This is a genomic window from Bacteroides graminisolvens (assembly GCF_963666085.1).
Classification (GTDB): domain Bacteria; phylum Bacteroidota; class Bacteroidia; order Bacteroidales; family Bacteroidaceae; genus Bacteroides; species Bacteroides graminisolvens.
The window spans coordinates 157,748-178,138 of the sequence record NZ_OY762556.1; the positions used below are offsets into that span (position 1 = coordinate 157,748).

The 20,391-nt window shown below is 42.4% G+C and carries 22 protein-coding genes; 6 read left to right on the forward strand and 16 right to left on the reverse strand.

Annotation, left to right across the window (positions count from 1 at the left end; translation table 11 throughout):
* Nucleotides 1-63 precede the first annotated feature (63 nt).
* The 6 genes from ACKPCE_RS00710 to ACKPCE_RS00735 form a co-directional block, all read right to left on the reverse strand.
* Entirely contained in the window at nucleotides 64-1,269 is a 1,206-nt protein-coding gene (locus ACKPCE_RS00710; RefSeq protein WP_319503833.1) for a DUF3570 domain-containing protein, read from the reverse strand.
* A gap of 14 nt (nucleotides 1,270-1,283) precedes the next feature.
* Nucleotides 1,284-1,505: a DUF4266 domain-containing protein gene (locus ACKPCE_RS00715; RefSeq protein ID WP_024996218.1), complete on the reverse strand. Its 222-nt coding sequence runs from the start codon at nucleotides 1,503-1,505 to the stop codon at nucleotides 1,284-1,286.
* The gene (locus tag ACKPCE_RS00720; protein WP_319503834.1) at nucleotides 1,502-2,428 is read right to left on the reverse strand and encodes an FAD:protein FMN transferase; all 927 of its coding nucleotides are present in this window, start codon (nucleotides 2,426-2,428) and stop codon (nucleotides 1,502-1,504) included. The genes ACKPCE_RS00715 and ACKPCE_RS00720 overlap by 4 nt, the downstream gene beginning before the upstream one ends.
* Nucleotides 2,429-2,431: 3 nt before the next feature.
* Nucleotides 2,432-2,869: a thioredoxin family protein gene (locus tag ACKPCE_RS00725; protein WP_319503835.1), complete on the reverse strand. Its 438-nt coding sequence runs from the start codon at nucleotides 2,867-2,869 to the stop codon at nucleotides 2,432-2,434.
* A 155-nt stretch (nucleotides 2,870-3,024) separates the two neighbouring features.
* On the reverse strand, nucleotides 3,025-4,386 hold the full coding sequence (locus ACKPCE_RS00730; protein ID WP_319503836.1) for a WG repeat-containing protein: 1,362 nt from the start codon (nucleotides 4,384-4,386) through the stop codon (nucleotides 3,025-3,027).
* 135 nt (nucleotides 4,387-4,521) lie between these two features.
* Nucleotides 4,522-5,424, reverse strand: coding sequence for a glycerophosphodiester phosphodiesterase family protein (locus ACKPCE_RS00735; protein WP_319503837.1), 903 nt, complete (start codon nucleotides 5,422-5,424; stop codon nucleotides 4,522-4,524).
* 147 nt (nucleotides 5,425-5,571) lie between these two features.
* Between ACKPCE_RS00735 and ACKPCE_RS00740 the strand changes: the two genes are divergently transcribed.
* The 4 genes from ACKPCE_RS00740 to ACKPCE_RS00755 all read left to right on the forward strand — a co-directional run bounded on the left by ACKPCE_RS00740 (nucleotide 5,572) and on the right by ACKPCE_RS00755 (nucleotide 10,268).
* Nucleotides 5,572-8,013 (forward strand): TonB-dependent receptor, encoded by a 2,442-nt coding sequence (locus ACKPCE_RS00740; protein ID WP_319503838.1) that lies wholly within the window; start codon nucleotides 5,572-5,574, stop codon nucleotides 8,011-8,013.
* Between the two features lie 129 nt (nucleotides 8,014-8,142).
* On the forward strand, nucleotides 8,143-8,421 hold the full coding sequence (locus ACKPCE_RS00745; protein WP_319503839.1) for a hypothetical protein: 279 nt from the start codon (nucleotides 8,143-8,145) through the stop codon (nucleotides 8,419-8,421).
* A 122-nt stretch (nucleotides 8,422-8,543) separates the two neighbouring features.
* Nucleotides 8,544-9,560, forward strand: a complete 1,017-nt coding sequence (locus ACKPCE_RS00750; protein WP_319503840.1) for a sensor histidine kinase — start codon at nucleotides 8,544-8,546, stop codon at nucleotides 9,558-9,560.
* Nucleotides 9,561-9,563: 3 nt separating this feature from the next.
* The gene (locus tag ACKPCE_RS00755; protein WP_319503841.1) at nucleotides 9,564-10,268 is read left to right on the forward strand and encodes a LytR/AlgR family response regulator transcription factor; all 705 of its coding nucleotides are present in this window, start codon (nucleotides 9,564-9,566) and stop codon (nucleotides 10,266-10,268) included.
* Between the two features lie 93 nt (nucleotides 10,269-10,361).
* Here ACKPCE_RS00755 and ACKPCE_RS00760 read toward each other — a convergent pair whose 3' ends face one another.
* Nucleotides 10,362-12,989 carry a valine--tRNA ligase gene (locus ACKPCE_RS00760; protein WP_319503842.1) on the reverse strand — a complete coding sequence of 876 codons (2,628 nt, stop codon included), beginning with the start codon at nucleotides 12,987-12,989 and terminating at the stop codon, nucleotides 10,362-10,364.
* Nucleotides 12,990-13,127: 138 nt separating this feature from the next.
* Between ACKPCE_RS00760 and ACKPCE_RS00765 the strand changes: the two genes are divergently transcribed.
* Nucleotides 13,128-14,222, forward strand: coding sequence for a DUF3810 domain-containing protein (locus ACKPCE_RS00765; RefSeq protein WP_319503843.1), 1,095 nt, complete (start codon nucleotides 13,128-13,130; stop codon nucleotides 14,220-14,222).
* Complete coding sequence (gene mazG / locus ACKPCE_RS00770) at nucleotides 14,212-14,997, forward strand: nucleoside triphosphate pyrophosphohydrolase (RefSeq protein WP_276993734.1); 786 nt, start codon at nucleotides 14,212-14,214, stop codon at nucleotides 14,995-14,997. The genes ACKPCE_RS00765 and mazG overlap by 11 nt, the downstream gene beginning before the upstream one ends.
* A gap of 70 nt (nucleotides 14,998-15,067) precedes the next feature.
* Here mazG and ACKPCE_RS00775 read toward each other — a convergent pair whose 3' ends face one another.
* From ACKPCE_RS00775 to ACKPCE_RS00815, 9 genes are all read right to left on the reverse strand, one after another.
* Nucleotides 15,068-15,754: a GNA1162 family protein gene (locus ACKPCE_RS00775; protein ID WP_319503844.1), complete on the reverse strand. Its 687-nt coding sequence runs from the start codon at nucleotides 15,752-15,754 to the stop codon at nucleotides 15,068-15,070.
* Nucleotides 15,751-16,095 (reverse strand): DUF4810 domain-containing protein, encoded by a 345-nt coding sequence (locus ACKPCE_RS00780; RefSeq protein ID WP_319503845.1) that lies wholly within the window; start codon nucleotides 16,093-16,095, stop codon nucleotides 15,751-15,753. The genes ACKPCE_RS00775 and ACKPCE_RS00780 overlap by 4 nt, the downstream gene beginning before the upstream one ends.
* Nucleotides 16,092-16,430 (reverse strand): hypothetical protein, encoded by a 339-nt coding sequence (locus ACKPCE_RS00785; RefSeq protein WP_276993739.1) that lies wholly within the window; start codon nucleotides 16,428-16,430, stop codon nucleotides 16,092-16,094. Before ACKPCE_RS00785 ends, ACKPCE_RS00780 begins: the two co-directional genes overlap by 4 nt.
* A complete protein-coding gene (locus tag ACKPCE_RS00790) occupies nucleotides 16,427-17,356 on the reverse strand; it encodes a CsgG/HfaB family protein (protein ID WP_319503846.1) in 930 nt (309 codons plus the stop codon). The genes ACKPCE_RS00785 and ACKPCE_RS00790 overlap by 4 nt, the downstream gene beginning before the upstream one ends.
* A gap of 137 nt (nucleotides 17,357-17,493) precedes the next feature.
* Nucleotides 17,494-17,955, reverse strand: a complete 462-nt coding sequence (locus ACKPCE_RS00795) for a hypothetical protein (RefSeq protein WP_319503847.1) — start codon at nucleotides 17,953-17,955, stop codon at nucleotides 17,494-17,496.
* Between the two features lie 17 nt (nucleotides 17,956-17,972).
* On the reverse strand, nucleotides 17,973-18,344 hold the full coding sequence (locus ACKPCE_RS00800; RefSeq protein ID WP_024996234.1) for a hypothetical protein: 372 nt from the start codon (nucleotides 18,342-18,344) through the stop codon (nucleotides 17,973-17,975).
* A 54-nt stretch (nucleotides 18,345-18,398) separates the two neighbouring features.
* Entirely contained in the window at nucleotides 18,399-18,950 is a 552-nt protein-coding gene (locus ACKPCE_RS00805) for an RNA polymerase sigma factor (RefSeq protein WP_319503848.1), read from the reverse strand.
* A gap of 28 nt (nucleotides 18,951-18,978) precedes the next feature.
* Nucleotides 18,979-19,287, reverse strand: a complete 309-nt coding sequence (locus ACKPCE_RS00810; protein WP_276993744.1) for a T9SS type A sorting domain-containing protein — start codon at nucleotides 19,285-19,287, stop codon at nucleotides 18,979-18,981.
* An 89-nt stretch (nucleotides 19,288-19,376) separates the two neighbouring features.
* The gene (locus tag ACKPCE_RS00815; RefSeq protein ID WP_276965912.1) at nucleotides 19,377-20,297 is read right to left on the reverse strand and encodes a ribonuclease Z; all 921 of its coding nucleotides are present in this window, start codon (nucleotides 20,295-20,297) and stop codon (nucleotides 19,377-19,379) included.
* Between the last annotated feature and the right edge of the window lie 94 nt (nucleotides 20,298-20,391).

The window sequence follows — 20,391 nt, forward strand, 5'->3', positions numbered from 1 at the left end:
CAAAAAGAGTCTCTTCTCCAATACATTGATCGGAAAAGAGACTCCCTGCCTGGCAATCACTGCTTATTTAAACTTCAAAGCCATCGTTACCAAGTGCGATTTTAGTCCGTCGTTACGGCTATAGTAGCCGTATCTCAGTTCCAGCACATTCAGCGGTTTGATGCCCAATATTCCTTTGGCAGACATCCATCTGAAGTTAACCCCCACCAAGCTACTGTTGAATTTAGACAAATCATAATCACTTGTATAAAACTCCGGATTATCGGCCATGCGGTGCTCTCCATAAGGTTTAAAATAATCCACACCGTTTTGCGTATAGAAACGATAATACGGAGCGATGGAAACAAAAGGAGTTATTTTATAAGGCACTTCCAACTCAGCGGTATGAGCCGTGAGGTTCCAACTATCCGTGTAGAAACGATAAAAACTTCTCAATATAATCCTGTCACTCAGGAAATAGTTGGCTCGCAAGCCGATGGGAAGTTTAAAACGATGATCGGGCAGTTTCTCGGAGAACGACTGAGTTCCCTTATCACTAAAATACACACGTTGATAAGCCGTACCAAGAAGTCCGGTTTGATAACCGATGTCTGCCAACAAAGAAACCTGAAGTTCTTTATTAACCACCTGCGCTATGCCTAACCCTAAGTTATAAGAGTTTCGAGGAGCGCTGTCGCCCTGCTTATACTTAAAGTTATTATTATCAATATTGTCCCCTCTGAGTTCCACGGGGAGCAACACCTTCCAGGTATCCAGAAAAACAGACGCTTTGGCAGATAACTCGGTATTGCCACCGTTTAAAGACTTCGAATAAACCATGTTACCACCAAAGGAAGTATAATCATACTCTTGCGAGAACGACAAGCCACCGCCCCATGAATACTTCTTTTTAGTATTCTCGAACAGATAACTTGCTGCAGGCGAGAACCGCACATCGCCGCTTGAAGCAGACGAAACGGTTGAAGGATCTATCTTGTCAGATGACGCCGAACTGTACACATCAACGCCCAGTTCAAAATTCCACGTATGCTTATTCAGTTTCTTATCGAATCGACTAAGCTGTAAGTCTATTGAGTTACCAAAGTCATTGAGGTTTTCGCTACCCACACCGCCCGTAACGGCAGAGTGATCACCACTTTGATGATAGTAGCTGGTTACAAAATTAACCTCATCAATCTTTAACTTGCGATGCGAAACAGAATCTGTTTGCGCTTTGGCCACATTCATGAAGAACATAAAAGAGGCTACTGTATAAACTATCTTTTTCATTAGAATACCCTCTTTTAGTTACAACCACATCCACCGCCCGTGCGCCCACCGTTTCCACCGGTAGCACCTTCGCGGTACATTAAGAAATTATTCTCGTACTTTTCAATGGAACGGCCGGACAATACCATCTCCGCATCATTGAGTTTCGCTTTCTGATAAGGTTTTACGCTAACGCACGAAGCCATCATCAAAAGAGTGAAGCATACGCATACTATAAAAAACACGTACTTCATCATTTAATTAATTTAATGTTATTGGATACATAAAGCTTGTCTGCATCGTCTATCAAGACACATTCAATGCCCTTAATCTGATTAATAAAATTCAATCCGTCTTTCACCCCCATGATAGAAACAGGGGTAGCCATGGCATCGGCCAGTTCCGCATTCGTTGTAATAATGGTAACACTCTTTACGCCCTTCACCGGATATCCGGTACGAGGATTAATGGTGTGGGAATAAAGTTGATTATCAATAACGACAAACTTCTCGTAGTTACCCGATGTAGCAATGGATTTATTAGTAATATTAAGCGTGGAAAAAAAAGTGTGCTTCAAATTAGGGTTGGCAATGCCTACCGTCCACGGAGAGCCATCTTCCTGATAACCCCACGCATTCAAGTCGCCCGAGGCACTGACAATACCGTTTTCAACACCGGCCAGCATCATCTTCCGTTTGGCGCAATCGGCTGCATAGCCCTTCCCTATCCCACCAAAGCCTATACGCATGCCCTTGTTCTTCAGAAAAACAGTACAAGTTTGCGCATCCAGCACAATGTTTCTGTAGTCAATCAGGCTGACAGATTTCTTGGCCTCATCGGGGTGAGGGAGCTGAGTCATTGCCCGATTAAAATTCCAGAAGTCTTTATCAAGCGAACCATACGACAAATCAAAAAGACCTTGCGTAAGTGCCGATATCTTCTGAGCACGAAAAACCAGCCAGAAGAATTCCTCCGGCACTTCAACAGGAGAAACACCTGCCATTCTGTTGACCTCGTTGGTCACGCTGTTGTCGCTGAAAGTCGTGAATATCTTTTCTATTCGCTTTACCTCCTCGACACCAACGGCTATCTGCTCATTGCCTATTTGTTCGTTGGGCGCCAGTGCAATGAACTCAAACGTGTTCCCCATCAGGCGGGTTTGTACCTTTACAGGAATCATCTTTTATTTATTGATGAAAGCGTTGACGTCGGCCATGTAATCCTGCACCGTGTGCTTCTTATCGTAGCCGTGCCATTTGCGCAACGTGTTTCCCTGTGCATCGATTAAAACCATGCAGGGGAATTCTCCTTCAGGATTGTACGTTTCGGCCAATTGATCATTGATGGCTTGCTGCTCTTTAGGAAGCTGATTCTTCTTTAGTCTGGGAAAATCAGCCTTAAACAGAACTAGTTTGTCGTGAGCAAACTGCTCAAACACCGGATCGTCAATGATCACTTTCTGAAGTTGAATACACGGTCCGCACCAATCGGAACCAGAGAATTTCAATAAGATCAGTTTGTTTTCTTGTTTTGCCTGCGCTTTGGTGTCGTCCCAATTGCCAGCATATACGAGTTGCGCCAGGATCAACACACCCAGCAAAAACAGATTTCGTTTCGTCATAATTGTTATTACGTATTACGTTAATTAGTCACGTTATCAGTAAATCAACATTCGGCGTGTTATTTTGTTGCGCCGGGAGTCTTAATAAATAAAAAAGCATCCTTCCGTCTGTGCAGAAAGATGCTTCTTATTCACTTAATTAAATTATAAATAGATTAAAATTCCTCGTCTTTGAAGATAAATATATATTCGCCTTTGATATTTATAAAACCATCATATCTTTGATCACCTACAAAAGCCTGACAATGAGCCAAACCACTATTGTAACCGAACATTGCTTCATTGTAATTTCCTTTAATAAGTTCCTTTCCATCAGGAGATACCAACCAACAGCCATCACCTCCTAGTCTCACAGAAGCTACATTATCTTGAAAATGATATCCCATCTCTGTTTGTTCATACGGAATATACATTTCTGATGTGCGACGCACTTCCGTAAATGTAGTATCGATAACCGATGTATACTTGGGTCTTGAAACTTGATTGACAAAAGCATAACCGGCATAGAAGCTATTAGCTGAGTCATATTCGCCACTCACAACCTGACCTTTTTTATTGATATAGACAAACTTACCGCTTTGCTTCTGCACAGGAGCCAATCCATTAGCAAACCAAAGGGGGTGTTCGCTAAATTTCGCTTCAACTACAACTTTACCGGCTTTATCAATAAAGCCCCATTTTCCTAAATTACCAGAAGCATTCGCATCGTATAACTGAACAGCAGCCAAGCCATCGCTAAAATCATCTGCATTCATATAAGTTGCCGGAATCACAATCCGCCCTGTCTTATCAGCATATCCCCAGCGATTCTTGTTTACATCCATAAAAGCACGTAACCCTTCAGACACTTTTCTGGGTGATTGAGGAAAAGAAAAGAATGCATTTTCAATTGTCTGGCCTAAGGTTGGGAAGATCTCTTTACCCTGAGCATCTAAATAAACGAGTTTACCTTTCACTCTGACTCCCATGTTCTTTACTCCAAGAGCTATGCCATCGCAAAAGTCGGTCATTCTTGTAATGTTTGCAGGCATTTGTATCACACTTCCATCTTTATGCAGAATGTGATACTTCATGTCTTTCATTACAGTAGCAGCTCCTCCACTAAATTGGTTAGTTAAGTTAGTTGAACCACCCCAAACTAAATCAATCACTTTGTTACCCTTCGTATCAAAATAACCAAATTTATAGTTGTCCGTATTCGTCACGCGCAGCATTCCATCACTGAAACAATCAGCTTTTACCGAATTTACAAACACAGTCTTCGTGGAAGGAGATAAAACCGGTCGACCCGGTTTCCAAGCAACAACTTCAGCCACCACATTTGTGACAGCAACAGCTGATTCCGTTGTTTTAGCATCCGTCTTTACAGTCTCTTTTGACTTGGTTCCTTCTGTTGCAACCTCTGTTACCGCCTTAATAAAAGAACCAAACTTTGATTTTTTCTGAGCATAAAGATCACTCAAGCCAGAAGTTGCACACAACAAAGCCAACAATACAATTGCCGTTTTACATTTCATGAGTTATTTATTTAAAGTTAGAAATACAGTATCTGAACAAAGATATAAAAAGCATTCGGTAACAGAACAAGATTGGTAATAATATTCTTTTTACATTTAAAAAATGATCTGTAACTTACTTTTTTCACAAGCTGCTTAATGCAGCCAATGCATCACACTGTCGGGCTGATTGGTTATGATAGCATCTACTCCCAATTGTTTCAATCGAAAAACATCACTACGATTATCTACAGTCCATGGTGCCACTTCCATGTGACGAGCATGTGCTTTCTGAACCAATTCCTTCGTTACCAAATCATATTCGGGACTGTAGACTTGCGGAGTAAATGAAAGTCGCTTCATTTGCTCATCAAACGAAGTTACATGATCTTCAACCAAGTATGACAAACGCAGTGTGGGGTATCTTTCATGAAGGTAATTCAAGGTGCGCACGTCGAAACACTGTACCAGCAAACGGTTACCTAGTTTCTTAGTTAATAAGACGGAGATGCATAAATCAGCAAAGGTTTTGTAATCGGGGGTAAAGATTCCATCTTTGGAGGGATCCGACTTTATCTCTATGTTATAAGAAACAAGCGGCAAACTGTGAGTTTTGGTATAATTCTCAACACTATCTATTAACTCACTAACAAGCGGAACTTTGCATTTCAGGCTTTTTCGTTGTGGAAAGCGGGGATTAGGGTGCGTGCCCACATCGTATTTAGAAATACTATCATAATCCATGGCGTAAAGTTTGTATGATTTCATTTGTTCTTCGGGTATCGTATCACCTGTGGGAGTATAAGCTTTCACGGCATTAAAGTAGGCATCATGAGACACCACCACCTGATGATCTTTACTAACGTGCAAGTCGAGCTCTAATACCGGCGCACCGATGCTAACTGCATGAATCATGGCCGGAATCGTATTTTCAGGATACAAAGCCATACCTCCCCGGTGTGCGTGTACCAACGGAGTTTTCTCTACGGTTGATTGGCAGGCAGAAACAGCAGTTGCCAACAACACAAGCAGAGCGCATTGAAATACATATTTTTTCATCTTTTGTATATTTTAGTTTGCCGGCAAATATAAATAATCCATATTACGATAATACAACAAATACCATTCATCAAGGAAAACATTCCATTCATCATCTAAATTTTATGGACTGCAACGGGGCATTTATCTTTGCTGAAAAAGAAAAAGATGATGGTCAACAAAGTTATTTTATGCATTTGTGCCGGCTTTATGGCACTATTGCCATTGGCAGCTCAATCGGTTAGCGGAACGGTTACCGATGAGAAGAATCTTCCGTTGGAGGAAATTACGGTGATTGCTTTGCAAGCGCCGGATTCCTTGTATATAACCGGAGGGGTGACGAATGGAAACGGGGAATTCCATATCCGCATTTCTCATTCGGGGAAATACATTCTGAAACTATCGGGCATCGGGTTTCAAACCAAGTACATTGCTTTTTCCCTGAGCGCCGACCAAAAGAAACAACTGGGGAGTATTCTTTTGAAAGAAGATGCTTACCTGCTTTCCGGGGTGACGGTTACGGCCAAGAAACCTGAGATGGAACTTACATCGTCGAGTACGGTGATAAATCTGGCGTCTTCGTCACTGGGTTCGCAAGGGACTTTGTTTGATGCGCTGAAGAGATTACCGGGCGTGCAGGTGAAGGACGACGGAACCATTTTGCTGAACGGACAAAGCGGTGCTACTGTTATGCTCAATGGCAAGCCGACTTATCTTTCGGGAAGCAATCTGGCTACCTACCTGCAAGCCATTCCGGCTTCTTCCATCGGTAAAATTGAGCTGATCAGTATGCCTTCTTCCCGCTACGAGGCCTCGGGCAAATCGGGAATCATCAAGGTGGAAATGGCTAAAAACAATGTTCAAGGTTTTTTGGTTGGGTTCCATGCCAGTAGTCAACAGCTTGATCAGTATAATAAGGGCAACAGCAACTGGATGTTTCAATTACGCAAAAACAAGCTAAACGTATCAGCTAATTATTCTTATTATGAGGGGACGGACATCAATCCCACGTTTATAGTAAGGGATCATACTGATTATTCTCAAACTCCCGTAGTGCCTGTTATCTTGAACCAGGATGCGCATCGTACTTATAATTACAAGTCATATTATGGTCGCACGAGGGTGGATTACGACTTATCGTCGCGTTTATCGGTGGGTGCGTACGTCAGTAAAAATTGGACCGACAGGGTTAGAAAGGAACGAATGCACTCTGTTTTTACTTCTGTCAAAGCAGAGCCCGACTCAACATTGATGACTTGGAATAAAAACAAATTGAGTCAAACCAACCTGCAAGGCGGGGCTGATTACAGCTACAAAGTAACTTCTAAACTCCAGTGGACGGGTTCTGTTGATTTCCAGTCATACCGGGCTTCTGACAAACAGGATCAAAACAGCCTGTACAATGATTATTGGCAGGGCAACTACGAACAGGCCGACACGCTGAGAGGGAAACTAAGAGACAACATTGATATTGTGTCAACGCAGAGTGATGTGGAATTTGTCTTAACGAAAACGCTCAAACTAACAGGCGGCGTGAAGGCTTCTTTTGTGAACATCGACAATGAAACTAATTACTCGGACAAGTATAACGGTGCATGGACGCCCAAGCTGAATATGAACAAAGACTTCCAGTATGAAGAAAACATCTATGCCGCTTACGTGCAACTGCAAAAGAAGATAGCCGAACGTGCTAACATGGAAGTGGGACTCAGGTTTGAGGAGACGCACGTGAAGGGGCAGTTGCACGAGTACAGTTCCAACAGAGACTCGTCTTTCCAAAAGCGCTACCGAAACCTCTTTCCGTATGTATCGGTCGATTACAATCTTTCCAAGACGATTAAACTGAACGCGGCCTACGGCAGCCGGATTGTGCGTCCCAACTATGAGGACATGAATCCTTTTGTTACAATCAACGATAAGTATTTATACGATCAGGGCAACGTGGAACTGAAACCAGAAATATCTCATCAAGTGGAAACGGGTTTGTTATTCAATAACCGATACAAAGTGATTCTTTTCGGAGCCTACACTCGTCACCCCATTTGCAAAAGCTACCTGGCCGGCGCCGGAAACCGTGTTTGGGTGTATCCGTTAAACATGTCGTCGGATTATTCGTATGGCATCAAGATGACTGCCGTCAATTTACACCCTACCCGTTGGTGGACATTGGTGGGCAACGCTACCCTGACTTATAAGAAATACGCCTGGATATACGACCATAAAAAGCAGAATAACCGCGTAATGACTCCCTTGTTTTATTTGGGAAACTACTTGAAGCCCGCCGACAAGTGGAATGCGGAGTTAAACGGCTATTGGAACGGAAAAACGCCTTTGGGACAAGGGTTAATCAGTCCGATGTGGTCTGTAAGCATGGCCGTTTCACGAAGTATACTCCATGACAAAGGAACCGTTCGTTTATTCCTGAACGACATATTGTGCAGCAGATACACCCGTGTAAGGGTTATCAATGTGGAGCAGCCTGCCCGGTACAAAGAAAGAAAAGAGGCTACTATCGGAATTAGCTTCTCGTATAAGCTGCAACGCGGTGAGAACATTAAGAGTTCCGCTCCGCAGCGCGAATCGAATGAAAGTAAACGAATCAAGTTATAAGCAACGAACAGGGCATATCACGAAAGAATAGTTGCCGGCTTGCTTCGTAGAAATTGTTTTACCAATACAGCTTTCTCCTCCCCTTTTCGGCCGATTTTTGTCAAGAGCAGGTTTATATATTATTAACGAATGGAAACAGGTTCACGAATCATCGGGAAGAGTTGGGCAAAACATAACCAACTTTTTGAAAAACATAACGGCCGATTTGAAAAAGATAACGAGCAATTTGAAAAGAGAAACCGTCTTTTGGGTCATGAGAAACCGTCTCTTCGCCGTAACACGGTTTCTCGCGGACCATTTGCTACCGTGCAAACAGGAATAAGCAACCGTCTCCGCAAAAAATGGAACCGTGCCCAACGAAAAAAGGCAAGAGTTGGAACTCCTGCCTTTGCGCCTATAATAAGTTGAATATACTATAAGATTATGATGACAAAGATAATACATTATATTACCAAAGTCAAGTGTTTGGCACATTATTTTGGTTACTTTTGTATTCAAGACCAAACTTATATGAATCATACTCTATCCGTATGAAAAAAGTAATGCGCTGGCTCTCGCCTCTTATTCTTGGAGTTGTCATGTTCAACTTCATCCGTTTGGTTACTGATTTGCCTCGGAACGATGATTTCTGGGCACATTCTAAAATGCAACACCTGCAAGCACTTGGGGTGAGCGTTTTATTCTGCTATGTGCTCGACTATAGAATCAGAATCACCATTGCCAAAAAGCTGTCTCAGCCCAAGCCATTTATTTTTAAGGAATACCTTACGCTCACTGTGGGGTTATTTGTGGTACTAAACCTCGTTCTGTTTATCGGATCATTGACGGGCATCTTATATATGGGCAACGGAATCAATGATTACATCATTGCCAACGTGATATACATACCGCTGTTTTTGCTCTATTACGCCATCATACGCAACGATATGATAGCCGCCCGTTATCACGAGCAAACCCTGCAACTCGAAAAAACTAAAGTGGGACAACTCGACATGGAGCTGAAGTTCTTGAAATCTCAATATCATCCTCATTTCTTGTTCAACGCACTGAATACCATTTACTTTCAGACGGAAGCCGGCAACACGCAGGCGCGTACTTCCATTGAACTGCTGTCCGAATTGCTTCGTTACCAGCTTTATGATATTCAGAAGACAGTTACTTTGAAACAAGAAATGAATTACACGCAAGCTTACATTCGGTTTCAGCAAATGCGCATGAGTGAACGGTTGCAGCTCACCCAGTTCTATGACGAGGGAATGGACAACCAGGAAATACACCCGCTGCTGTTTCAACCATTAATAGAGAATGCGTTCAAGTATGTTAGCGGTGAATACTGGATTAATTTCTGCTTTGAGTTGAGCGGCAACGAACTGACTTTCCGGGTTGGAAACTCTTTGAGCTGGAAAGGCAGGCCGACGAAAACCAAACAGGGCATCGGCATTGAGAACCTGAAACGACGTTTAAATCTGCTGTACCCCGCCAGGTATCAATTGACCATTACTCCGGCCGATGATGTGTTCACTGCCGAACTAAAAATAAAGCTATAAACCATGAAAATAAAATGTGTCATAACAGACGATGAGCCGATAGCACGCAAGGGCATCAAAGGCTACGTGGAGAAGATTGACTTCCTGCAACTGGTTGGTGAGTGCGAGGATGCGCTTCAATTAAATACATTATTGGCCGAACAAGAGGTTGATCTCATCTTCCTTGACATAGAGATGCCTTACTTAACGGGCATGGAGTTTCTGGCTCAACTAAAGAACCCGCCCCAAATTGTGATCACTTCGGCCTACGAGCACTATGCCTTGCAGGGATATGAGCTCAATGTAACCGATTACTTGCTAAAGCCTGTTTCGTTTGAACGCTTTCTGAAAGCAGTGAACAAGGTGCGCGATGCATTGGCCAAGGAGCCGGCAGCGGAAGAGGTGCCTTATCTTTTCGTGAAGAACAACAAACAGCTAAAGAAGATCAATCTCAATGAGATACTCTACGTGCAGAGTCTGGAGAACTACGTCATTATACAGTCCGAAACGTCAAAGGAAATAGCCTATAGTCCGCTGAAAAAGATAATGGAGTACCTGCCCGAGCCACAGTTTATACAAGTGCATCGGTCTTTCGTGATCAACTCACTCAAGGTGGAGGCTATTGAAGGCAATCAGTTAGTGATTCAAAATCACAAGATACCCATAGCCCGCAATCTAAGGGAAGCCACCTTCGAGAGTTTGTTGAAGAACAAATTAATTTCGCGATAGGCTGCGGGGGCAACGATTGGGGTGCTAAAAAAAGACGCGGACAAACCCCGAAAGATTAGCCCACGTCTCCGTATATAAACTAAAACAAATATATTACTGTTTTCTCAAAGCAGCAATGCTTTCTTTGAGCGAAGCAATAATGCTTTCGGCATCCGCCTGTTTCTTGCGTTCAAGATCTAACACGGCAGCAGGCGCATTGTTCACAAACTTCTCGTTGCTCAGCTTTTTCATTACTCCCTGCAAGAAGCCTTCTTTGTGCTTCAGCTCGGCTTCCATACGGGCAATCTCGGCTTCCACATCAATCATATTGCCCAAAGGTACGGCAAATTCTGTTGTTCCCACCATGAACGATGCAGCTCCTTCGGCCTTTGTTTCTACGGAAGTCAGCTCACTCAAGTTGGCCATCTTCTTAATCACCGCGGTGAATTCGGCTACCGGATTGGCTCCCAATATCTGAAGTTCAAGCTCTTCTTTCTGAGCAATATTTTTCTGCAAACGAATGCTGCGGATGTTGGCTATCACTTCTTTGGCTACTTCAAACTGACGCACGTAAGGTACATCCACATAAGTGTCTAATTTAAAGTACTGAACCATGATGCTTTCACCTTCTTCGCGTTCGTACATCTGTTGCCACAGCTCTTCCGTAATGAAAGGCATAAAAGGATGCAGCAACTTCAACAAATTATCGAAGAAGCACAAGGTAGTGCTATACACCGAGCGGCTGATGGGCTGACCGTAAGCCGGCTTAATCATCTCGAGGTACCAAGAAGAGAACTCATCCCAAAACAGTTTGTACACTGCCATCAATGCCTCGCTCAAGCGGTACTTGCCAAACAGGTCGGCTACTTCGGCAGCCACTTCGTTTTGTTTGGACTCAAACCAGTGAATGGCTTTCTGTGAAGCTTCGGGAACCGATGCGGTTTCGTCAATCTCCCAACCTTTAATCAGTCGGAAAGCATTCCATATTTTATTATTGAAATTTCGTCCTTGCTCGCAAAGTGATTCATCAAACAAGATGTCGTTGCCGGCAGGTGCCGCCAACATCATTCCCATACGCACACCGTCTGCTCCGTACTGTGCAATCAGGTCGAGCGGATCGGGCGAGTTACCGAGTGATTTTGACATCTTACGACCTATCTTGTCGCGCACAATACCGGTAAAGTACACGTTTTTAAAAGGCATCTTGCCTTCGTATTCGTAACCGGCCATAATCATACGGGCCACCCAAAAGAAAATAATATCGGGTCCGGTAACCAAATCACTGGTTGGATAGTAGTATTTTATTTCTTCGTTTCCGGGATTGTTGATACCGTCGAACAAAGAGATAGGCCACAACCAAGAAGAGAACCACGTGTCGAGGCAGTCTTCATCCTGACGCAAGTCGGCCATAGTCAATACAGGGTCAATGTATCTTGCATTTGCTTTTTTCAACGCTTCTTCTTTAGTCGCAGCTACCACATAACCTCCTTCGGGAAGGAAATAAGCCGGTATGCGGTGGCCCCACCATAGCTGACGGCTGATGCACCAGTCTTTGATGTTTTCCATCCAGTGACGGTAGGTGTTTTTATATTTAGGCGGGTAAAACTTGATGTCGTCGTTCATCACCGGCTCTAACGCTGTTTTAGCCATTTGTTCCATCTTCAGGAACCACTGCATAGACAGCTTCGGTTCAATAACCACGTTGGTTCTTTCGGAATAGCCCACCTTATTGGTATAAGCCTCAACCTTTTCGAGTAAGCCGGCTGCTTCCAGGTCTTTTTCAATTTGCTTGCGCACATCGAAGCGGTCCTGACCAACATACAGTCCGGCAGCCTCGCTCAGTGTACCGTTGTCATTGAATATGTCAATGCTCGGAAGGTTATATTTTTCACCCAGCATGTAGTCATTTACATCATGCGCAGGGGTTACTTTCAAACATCCCGTACCGAATTCTATATCTACGTAGTCGTCTTCAATAACCGGAATAACGCGGTTAACCAACGGCACAATCACTTTTTTACCTTTCAGGTGCTGATTCTTGGGGTCATTGGGGTTGATACACATAGCTGTGTCGCCCATAATAGTTTCCGGACGAGTGGTAGCCACTACCGCGTAACCATCTTCTCCCTCTATCTTGTAGCGCAGGTAGAAAAGTTTGCTGTGCTCTTCCTTGAAGATAACTTCTTCGTCAGAAAGGGCAGTCAACGCTTTCGGGTCCCAGTTAACCATTCGTACGCCCCGGTATATGAGTCCTTTGTTGTAGAGGTCAACAAAAACTTTCAAAACACTTTCGCTGCGCTCTTCATCCATCGTGAAGGCAGTGCGCTCCCAGTCGCAAGAAGCACCCAACTTACGGAGCTGCTGCAAAATAATGCCTCCGTGCTCATCGGTCCACTCCCACGCGTGTTTAAGGAAATCTTCGCGGCTCAGGTCTGTCTTCTTAATGCCTTGTGAAGCCAAACGGTTTACAACCTTTGCCTCTGTAGCAATAGAAGCATGGTCGGTACCCGGCACCCAGCAGGCATTCTTGCCTTCCATGCGGGCACGGCGCACCAGAATATCCTGAATGGTATTATTAAGCATGTGTCCCATGTGCAACACTCCGGTTACGTTGGGAGGAGGAATGACGACGGTATAAGGCTCACGGCTATCAGGTTTTGAACTGAATAAACGATGACGGTTCCAGTATTCATACCACTTCTCCTCAACCTCGGCAGGATTGTACTTGCTTGCTAATTCCATTTTATTTTATCTGTTAATTATTTATTGCAACTTCATGCATACTATTGTTTTATAGTATAGTGGTCGCAAAATTAATAAAAATAAGTAGAAAAAAGCAGCGGGAATGCGTACTTTTGCTTTTGCTTAACAAGAAAAAGGATGATACGTAAGAAACAACTGATCAGGTATATCGTTCTGGGTATTCTTTTGGGCTTGGTGCTCATGGTCCAAAGCATTCCCGCGTGGGGGGAGGTGTACGCCCGTTCCGTGTATCCGGTAATAGGTGCACTATTGTCTTCGCTGTCTCACGGAATTCCTTTTTCTGTAGGCGATTTGTTCATTTCTCTCAGCATAACGGCAGTCATTTGCTTTCCCTTTTACGGCAGATACCGGAAGTTTTCTTGGAAAAAAGTGTTGCGTCTGGAAGTAGAGTTCCTGGCGTGGATCTATGTTTGGTTCTATCTCTCCTGGGGATTGAATTATTCCCAACATGATTTCTATGCTCGGACGCAAACGCCTTACGTGTCGTATACACCGCAGGGCTTTAAAGAATTCGTAAAAGAATATATTGTGGAGCTTAACCAAGCGTATGTTCCAGTGAACGACATCAATAAAAAGGAGATTGCCCACGAAATAACGTCGCAATATCGGTTGATGGCCGATTCATTGGGGGTAAACAAGCCGTTCCAAAGTTCGCCGCGGGTGAAGAGTATGATGTTCAGCTGGCTGAGTTCGGCCGTTGGCATTACAGGATACATGGGACCGTTCTTCTGCGAGTTCAACCTCAATAAGAATTTGTTGCCCGTTGAATATGCTGCTACTTATGCTCATGAACAAGCTCATTTGTGGGGAATAACTAGCGAAGCCGAGGCTAATTTTTATGCGTACCAGGTATGCACGCATTCTGCCAATAGGGCCATTAAATACAGTGGCTATTTTTCGGTGCTCAACCACGTGCTTTATAATGCCAAACGGTTGTTGCCCGAAAAAGATTTCAAGGAGTTGGCGGAATCGGTGAAGCCGGATATTCAGGCGCAAAGCGAGGGTGTGTATAAACATTGGATGGCGATGTATAACCCGGCTGTGGGTAAAATGCAGGATTGGATTTACGATCTTTACCTGAAAGGGAACAAAATAAAAAGCGGACGGAAGAATTATTCCGAGGTAGTGGGACTCCTCGTTTCATGGAGGGAGAAAACTCAAATTGATCATTTAAGAAATAGTATTATAAATCAAAGAAAAGATGCACAATAAAGAAGAAAAGATGGAAGCCTTCGGGCGGTTACTGGATATTTTGGATGAGTTGCGTGTGAAGTGTCCGTGGGACAGAAAGCAAACGAACGAAAGTTTGCGCCCCAACACCATTGAGGAAACTTACGAGTTATGCGACGCTTTGATGCGTGACGATAAAAACGAAATCTGCAAAGAGTTGGGCGACGTTTTACTGCATGTTATTTTCTACGCTAAAATCGGTTCTGAAAAAGGTGATTATGATATAAAGGATGTATGCGATAAGCTTTGCGACAAACTGATTTACCGTCACCCTCACGTCTTTGGCGAAGAGAAATCAGAAACCGTGGGACAGGTGCTCGATAACTGGGAGCAACTGAAACTGAAAGAAAAAGATGGGAACAAGAGTGTGTTAAGCGGGGTACCCGCAGCACTTCCTTCGCTCATCAAAGCGTATAGAATGCAGGACAAGGCGCGACATGTTGGTTTCGATTGGGAGAAAAAGGAACAGGTGTGGGATAAGGTCAAAGAGGAATTTAGTGAGCTTCAGGTTGAAATAGCCAACTTGGACAAGGACAAAGCCGAGGCTGAATTCGGGGATCTTCTTTTCAGTGTAATCAATGCGGCACGACTTTACGGCATCAACCCCGACAACGCGCTGGAAAGAACCAATCAAAAATTCTTGCGACGGTTTAACTACCTGGAGGAGCACACGCTCAAGAAAGGAATCCAATTGAAAGAAATGAGTCTGGAAGAGATGGATGTGATCTGGGATGAAGCTAAGAAATTGGGATTATAAGCCATATAAAAAAGTCGTTCATTGTATATTCTCCAATAATGAACGACTTTTTTGTATTTTAGCTCCTATCTTATTGCTGCACTGTGCCCGAGAAAACAGGACCACCGGCACCAACTTGCATATCCGCACCGAACTGAGGCGAATAAAAACCTTCCGGAAGATCTTCCAGCACAAACGTATTGCATCTGCGGGCAGCAATTACTTTATCGGTCAGAGCGGTATTGATGGCAGACGCTGCCAAATCGACTAATGCCCCGAGAAGTCCGGCATTTCCTCCGGAGTTCACACTGGTGTCAACACTTAATACACCTTTTCTGGTAAACAACACTTCATTGGAAGTCGTTGATTTAAGAATGTATTCAATATCGACAGTTATAACGCTTCCAATGGTCGACTTACTCCATTGATTGATGATCGTAAACAAAGCAACATCGGCTCCAAATACATTCTTAAAGGCAGTTAGCGAACCATCTATATACATTTCACTATCATAAGCGCTTTCACTTTTCATAAAATCCATTGCCAGAAAAGGAGAGATTACATAATAACCCTTCTCTGCCAAAGGCATTGCCATGGATGTATAAAAGTATTCTTTGGCCTCCACATTCACTGTTTTATTAATAGGAGGCATCACTAAAATAGTTAAAGGCTTTTCAGCATACATTTTAGGATAACTATCGCCACGGGTGGTAGTGGCAGTGGTTCCGCAAGAAGCTAAAATCACTGAAGCCAACAGCAAGTATATATATTTTTTCATTTGGTAAACTTTTTAATAAGGTGATCCATAAACACAGCCGACTCCGGATAAAGTTCCTTCTCCTTGGTAAACATAGCCAAACCTTCTTCTTGTTTGCCATTTTGAATCAAGAAATAACCATACTCAGCACAAATACCGGGAGGAACAACCTTTCGGGTGCCCTTCTGATTATTGATAATGTCTTCATACGTTTTCATCAAGTCGGCAGCCGCTTCCGGTGTTTGTTTCTTATAGTATTTATAAGAGCTGTTCACGTAATCGTCCCAACTGTAAAGTGTGGTGGTGGTAGAACACGATGCAAGTATGCAACTGAGTGAAACTAAGAATAGTAATTTTCTCATGGCAATGATATTTTTTTCGTTTCTTGGGGAGCAACAAACACGGTACGGTCATACAATACCTGACCTTTACTTCTTACAACTACGTGTCTTTTGCCCGTTCTTATGGCATACGTAAAGCCTTTTATCGTTGATTTCTTTTCTTTTACTACTTGAGCTTCGAACGTTGCATCTTCGTCAACACTCACAACGACCGGTTCCTCATACTTATTGCTGGATGCAAAGTACAGATACGCCTGATCGGTCAGCCCCTGACTGGAAGCTACGTTTCCCACTTTGCAACCTGTCATAAGCAAAGCCAGTCCAAAGACAGCTCCTAGAATCCATTTGTTTTTCATTGTTTAATCTCCTCTATGTAATAGTTACGTAATTGTGTTCCGTCAATTTCTCCTTCTTTAAAAGAAACAATGGAGTATTCCGTTTCGGGGGTATCTCCTGCTACCGACACTACCTCAACCTTGCCCACTTGTTTCCCGGGGAGTTCTATATTAATTCCTGTCTGAGGGTTTTTAACAGTCTTTCCTTTCAGCTTTACTGCAAAAACATCTCCAACGGATATTCCTTGGCTAGCGCCTCCCGATACAATCACTGCATCAGAGTCATAGGTCAGGAAGTATGATCTCCAAGGTTTGTTGGTGCACTTATTAATAATATTCTCAACCAACTTAGAAATAGCGGCAGAAATCGCTTTATCACTCAGCGTTGCATCAAAATCGGCTCTTCCGCCTATGCCCATGGTTGTTTTGGTTTTTAGTTCAGCATCCCCCTTCGCTTCGTCGGAATAGATAATCAGTCCGGTAGAAACATCCACCAGACGAATAGATACTGCTGCCTCAACAATTTGGGTTTTAGTGGTAGAAAAGACTTTGGCATCGCCTAGATTCTTGCGGCCATACTGGGTTATTGAACCTATGATCATGTAGTCGGCGCCTATTTTCTGAAAGCCATTCTCTGTAGAATTGGCTTCATCTAGTAACTGACTGATGTCATTTCGTTCCAATAAGATAAACTTGTCGGATGCGGCAAGTCGTGTCGATAAGATGTCTAGGGCCTGTTTCCCCATCGGGTCATTTTCTTTATCATAAAACAACCCTTTAGCATACTGCGTTTCATTTGAGAAACGACCGATAGCCACTTTACGTTTCAACATTCTGGCCGTTTCAGATTGAGAAGTAGGTTCTGTTTCAACCTCAACGACTTTTCGCTGTGCATACACAGCGCCAGAAATACAGATAAACAATAGAATAAAAATGTACTTTTTCATACGTGTTTCATATTAAGACATTTAAACAGAAACAAATTAAATACATTTATCCAATATAATGAATCTTTTTGGTTAAAAAATAGACCCTATAAACAAAAAAACCGGAATTACTTCCGGCTTCATTTGTATCATATAAGTTACTTATTCTTATTACCTCCCCACTCTCCTCTTTGCACACCTTTCAGCAGCTCTCGGTGGAAACGCATCTCGGCCCTTTGAATAAGGTATATTTTCCGTGGAGACAAGATTCCTTTGAATCTTTGATAATAGGACCGCTCCAATTTATCAGAAGCAATTCGGAGATCGTATATTTTACGGAGTATCTCATCATATTGCTCATCAGTCGTTTTAGAATCTCTTCCTTTTCTTAATAGATTCCATACCTGATCACTCAAGTCTTTCTTTTTATCTTGTAAATCAAAATAAACAGGAAAGAAAGAGGTAGCTTCCTCACTTGAAAGTCCGGCATGTTGAGTCATAAAAGCTTCTTGCTTAACCCGGAACTGTTCGGGCGTAAGTTTCTGATTCACATCATCTTCTGCAAAAAGATGTAATACGGAAACACAAGCAAAGAAGAATAAAACAATCAGCTTCTTCATTTATATCTGTACTTTAATTATTCAACACTTTCATCGGCCAGATACACATAAAGCGAATAATCATCCATCATAGAATGGTCAAGCGCAGCATCTATGTATTGATCGGAAACAGCCTCAGATGTTTCTTTTTCAGTAATAACAGATTTATCAGTACCTTGATTAGATGAAGCGATTCTGATAATCAATGCGGCACCGGCAAACATCGCTGCCATATATGCCCACGGCTTCACCCTATCCCATAGAGTAACCTTCTTCACACTAAATTCAGTCTTTTCTTTTTCAGGAAGTCTGTTCATTACTTCTGAAGTAAGGTTTTCAAAGTAGCCCTCAGGAACCGTAAAAGGGTTCGTTGTGCCCACTTTTCTAAGTAACTTATCTTCTTCTTTCATATCTTTATCCTCCTATTCACTCTTTTCATTTAGACATTCTATACCATCAAAGGTTTAATCCGTACCTTCTAAAATCTTCTCTATCTTCTTCACTGCGTGATGATAAGAAGCTTTTAAAGCACCTACTGAAGTTCCTAATATCTCCGACATCTCTTCATACTTCATATCCTGATAGTACTTTAAATTGAATACCATTCTCTGTTTTTCCGGAAGGGAAAGAAGTGCTTTTTGAAGAGAGAGTTCAATCTCATCACCCGAAAAGTAAGGATCACTTTCCAGTTTTTGTATCACATCGGCTTCGGGATCATCTATATCAACCAGCGTAGTTGCCCGTTGTTTATTTAAAAAGGTAAGTGATTCGTTTAACGCAATTCGGTAAAGCCAGGTAGACAATTTAGCTTCAGCCCGGAAATAATCAATATTCAGCCAAGCTTTTACAAAGGTATTTTGTAGTATATCATTCGCATCTTCATGAGAAAGAACCATACGACGAATTTGCCAATATAACTGTTCGCTATATTGCTTTACCAGCAATTCAAAGCCTTTTTTCTGCGTATCTTCTTCCTGCAGTAAAGCAAGAATTTCTTTCTCATTGAATAGTGTCATGGATACTGTTTCTTCTATCTTATAAAGATCATTTGATAACAAGTTTTTTCACTACATTACCAACCCGCACTAAATAATATCCTTTAGGAAGATTTAAATCTGTTTCCTTGTTAGCAGATTCGCTTGGTATAGAAAGTACTTTCACACCAAAGACAGTATATATATCAATGGAAGAGCCGGGAGCTATATTCTTCACAGAGAGTTCATTTCCGGAATACGTAATTACAATCTCGGCATCAGGTTGGGCTGTTTCTGTTTTTTTCTCCTCTCCATAAATAGAAGTAAGGTTCAAAGAAATCAGACTCATGAAACATATACTAAAAAGAAATTTCTTCATTTGGTGCAAAACAATTAATTGTATTGTACAAATATAGAATCTTTAGCCTTTATAAAAGAGACATTTTAAATCTTTAACACAACAAAATACTATAGCGGAATCGTGATGCACAGGTTTTCGCGTGCAAGAATTGTCTCAGGAAATACCATTTGCGCTTCTTCAAGCAATACGCTTTCGTCTTCATATCGTGCAGAGAAATGCCCAATCACAAGTTGTTTGACATTCGCTTTCTTAGCAATCGTAGCAGCCTGCGCAGCAGTAGTATGAAATGTTTCACGCGCACGAGCTTGTTCTTTCTGAGCGAAAGTCGCTTCATGAAACAATAAGTTAACCTCTTTGATTTGTTCAATCACTGATTCTCTGTAGATTGTATCAGAACAATAAGCATATTTTCGAGGTGGATCGGCCGGTATTGTTAAGCGAGCATTGGGAACAACAGTTCCATCGGCAGTAACATAGTCTTCACCGCTCTTTATCTTGTTAAGTTCATAAAGAGGGATTTCATAAAAATCAACCATATCTCTGATTATATGATTAAGAGTAGGTTGCTCAGCAAATAAAAACCCACAGCATGCAATCCGGTGTTTTAAAGGAATAGTGGTAACGGTTAGCGAGCGATCTTCGTATATCAGAGTCGGCCGTTTGGTTTCGAAAGCATGGAAAAACACCTTATAGGGTAGATTATCACAAAAGAATTTTAGCATCGGCTGCAACAGCTCTTCCAAACCTGCTGGAGAATAGATATGCAAATCGGCCGTTCTCCCCAGCAAACCGAAGGAAGAGATAAGCCCCAGCAAACCAAAACAATGATCACCATGAAGATGGGATATAAAAATATGATTTAATCGGGAGAATTTTAATCGTGATCTTCTAAATTGCATCTGACAGCCCTCTCCACAATCTATCATAAACAGCTTGTCGCGAACATTCAATACCTGAGACGTAGCAAAATGTCTGGTTGTTGGCAAAGCCGATCCGCAACCTAAAATATGTAGTTCAAATTTCTCCATTCCCCATTTAATCAATAAAACAACACCTTATAAATAATACAGAACAAAAAAAGAGTTGCCACAGTTCGCAGCAACTCTTTTTATATATGAATTT

Excerpts from the sequence above, each read along its gene's own strand:
- ACKPCE_RS00710 (WP_319503833.1), bottom strand. The coding sequence starts at position 1,269 with ATGAAAAAGATAGTTTATACAGTAGCCTCTTTTATGTTCTTCATGAAT.
- ACKPCE_RS00715 (WP_024996218.1), bottom strand. The coding sequence starts at position 1,505 with ATGATGAAGTACGTGTTTTTTATAGTATGCGTATGCTTCACTCTTTTG.
- ACKPCE_RS00720 (WP_319503834.1), bottom strand. The coding sequence starts at position 2,428 with ATGATTCCTGTAAAGGTACAAACCCGCCTGATGGGGAACACGTTTGAG.
- ACKPCE_RS00725 (WP_319503835.1), bottom strand. The coding sequence starts at position 2,869 with ATGACGAAACGAAATCTGTTTTTGCTGGGTGTGTTGATCCTGGCGCAA.
- ACKPCE_RS00730 (WP_319503836.1), bottom strand. The coding sequence starts at position 4,386 with ATGAAATGTAAAACGGCAATTGTATTGTTGGCTTTGTTGTGTGCAACT.
- ACKPCE_RS00735 (WP_319503837.1), bottom strand. The coding sequence starts at position 5,424 with ATGAAAAAATATGTATTTCAATGCGCTCTGCTTGTGTTGTTGGCAACT.
- ACKPCE_RS00740 (WP_319503838.1), top strand. The coding sequence starts at position 5,572 with ATGATGGTCAACAAAGTTATTTTATGCATTTGTGCCGGCTTTATGGCA.
- ACKPCE_RS00745 (WP_319503839.1), top strand. The coding sequence starts at position 8,143 with ATGGAAACAGGTTCACGAATCATCGGGAAGAGTTGGGCAAAACATAAC.
- ACKPCE_RS00750 (WP_319503840.1), top strand. The coding sequence starts at position 8,544 with ATGAAAAAAGTAATGCGCTGGCTCTCGCCTCTTATTCTTGGAGTTGTC.
- ACKPCE_RS00755 (WP_319503841.1), top strand. The coding sequence starts at position 9,564 with ATGAAAATAAAATGTGTCATAACAGACGATGAGCCGATAGCACGCAAG.
- ACKPCE_RS00760 (WP_319503842.1), bottom strand. The coding sequence starts at position 12,989 with ATGGAATTAGCAAGCAAGTACAATCCTGCCGAGGTTGAGGAGAAGTGG.
- ACKPCE_RS00765 (WP_319503843.1), top strand. The coding sequence starts at position 13,128 with ATGATACGTAAGAAACAACTGATCAGGTATATCGTTCTGGGTATTCTT.
- mazG (WP_276993734.1), top strand. The coding sequence starts at position 14,212 with ATGCACAATAAAGAAGAAAAGATGGAAGCCTTCGGGCGGTTACTGGAT.
- ACKPCE_RS00775 (WP_319503844.1), bottom strand. The coding sequence starts at position 15,754 with ATGAAAAAATATATATACTTGCTGTTGGCTTCAGTGATTTTAGCTTCT.
- ACKPCE_RS00780 (WP_319503845.1), bottom strand. The coding sequence starts at position 16,095 with ATGAGAAAATTACTATTCTTAGTTTCACTCAGTTGCATACTTGCATCG.
- ACKPCE_RS00785 (WP_276993739.1), bottom strand. The coding sequence starts at position 16,430 with ATGAAAAACAAATGGATTCTAGGAGCTGTCTTTGGACTGGCTTTGCTT.
- ACKPCE_RS00790 (WP_319503846.1), bottom strand. The coding sequence starts at position 17,356 with ATGAAAAAGTACATTTTTATTCTATTGTTTATCTGTATTTCTGGCGCT.
- ACKPCE_RS00795 (WP_319503847.1), bottom strand. The coding sequence starts at position 17,955 with ATGAAGAAGCTGATTGTTTTATTCTTCTTTGCTTGTGTTTCCGTATTA.
- ACKPCE_RS00800 (WP_024996234.1), bottom strand. The coding sequence starts at position 18,344 with ATGAAAGAAGAAGATAAGTTACTTAGAAAAGTGGGCACAACGAACCCT.
- ACKPCE_RS00805 (WP_319503848.1), bottom strand. The coding sequence starts at position 18,950 with ATGACACTATTCAATGAGAAAGAAATTCTTGCTTTACTGCAGGAAGAA.
- ACKPCE_RS00810 (WP_276993744.1), bottom strand. The coding sequence starts at position 19,287 with ATGAAGAAATTTCTTTTTAGTATATGTTTCATGAGTCTGATTTCTTTG.
- ACKPCE_RS00815 (WP_276965912.1), bottom strand. The coding sequence starts at position 20,297 with ATGGAGAAATTTGAACTACATATTTTAGGTTGCGGATCGGCTTTGCCA.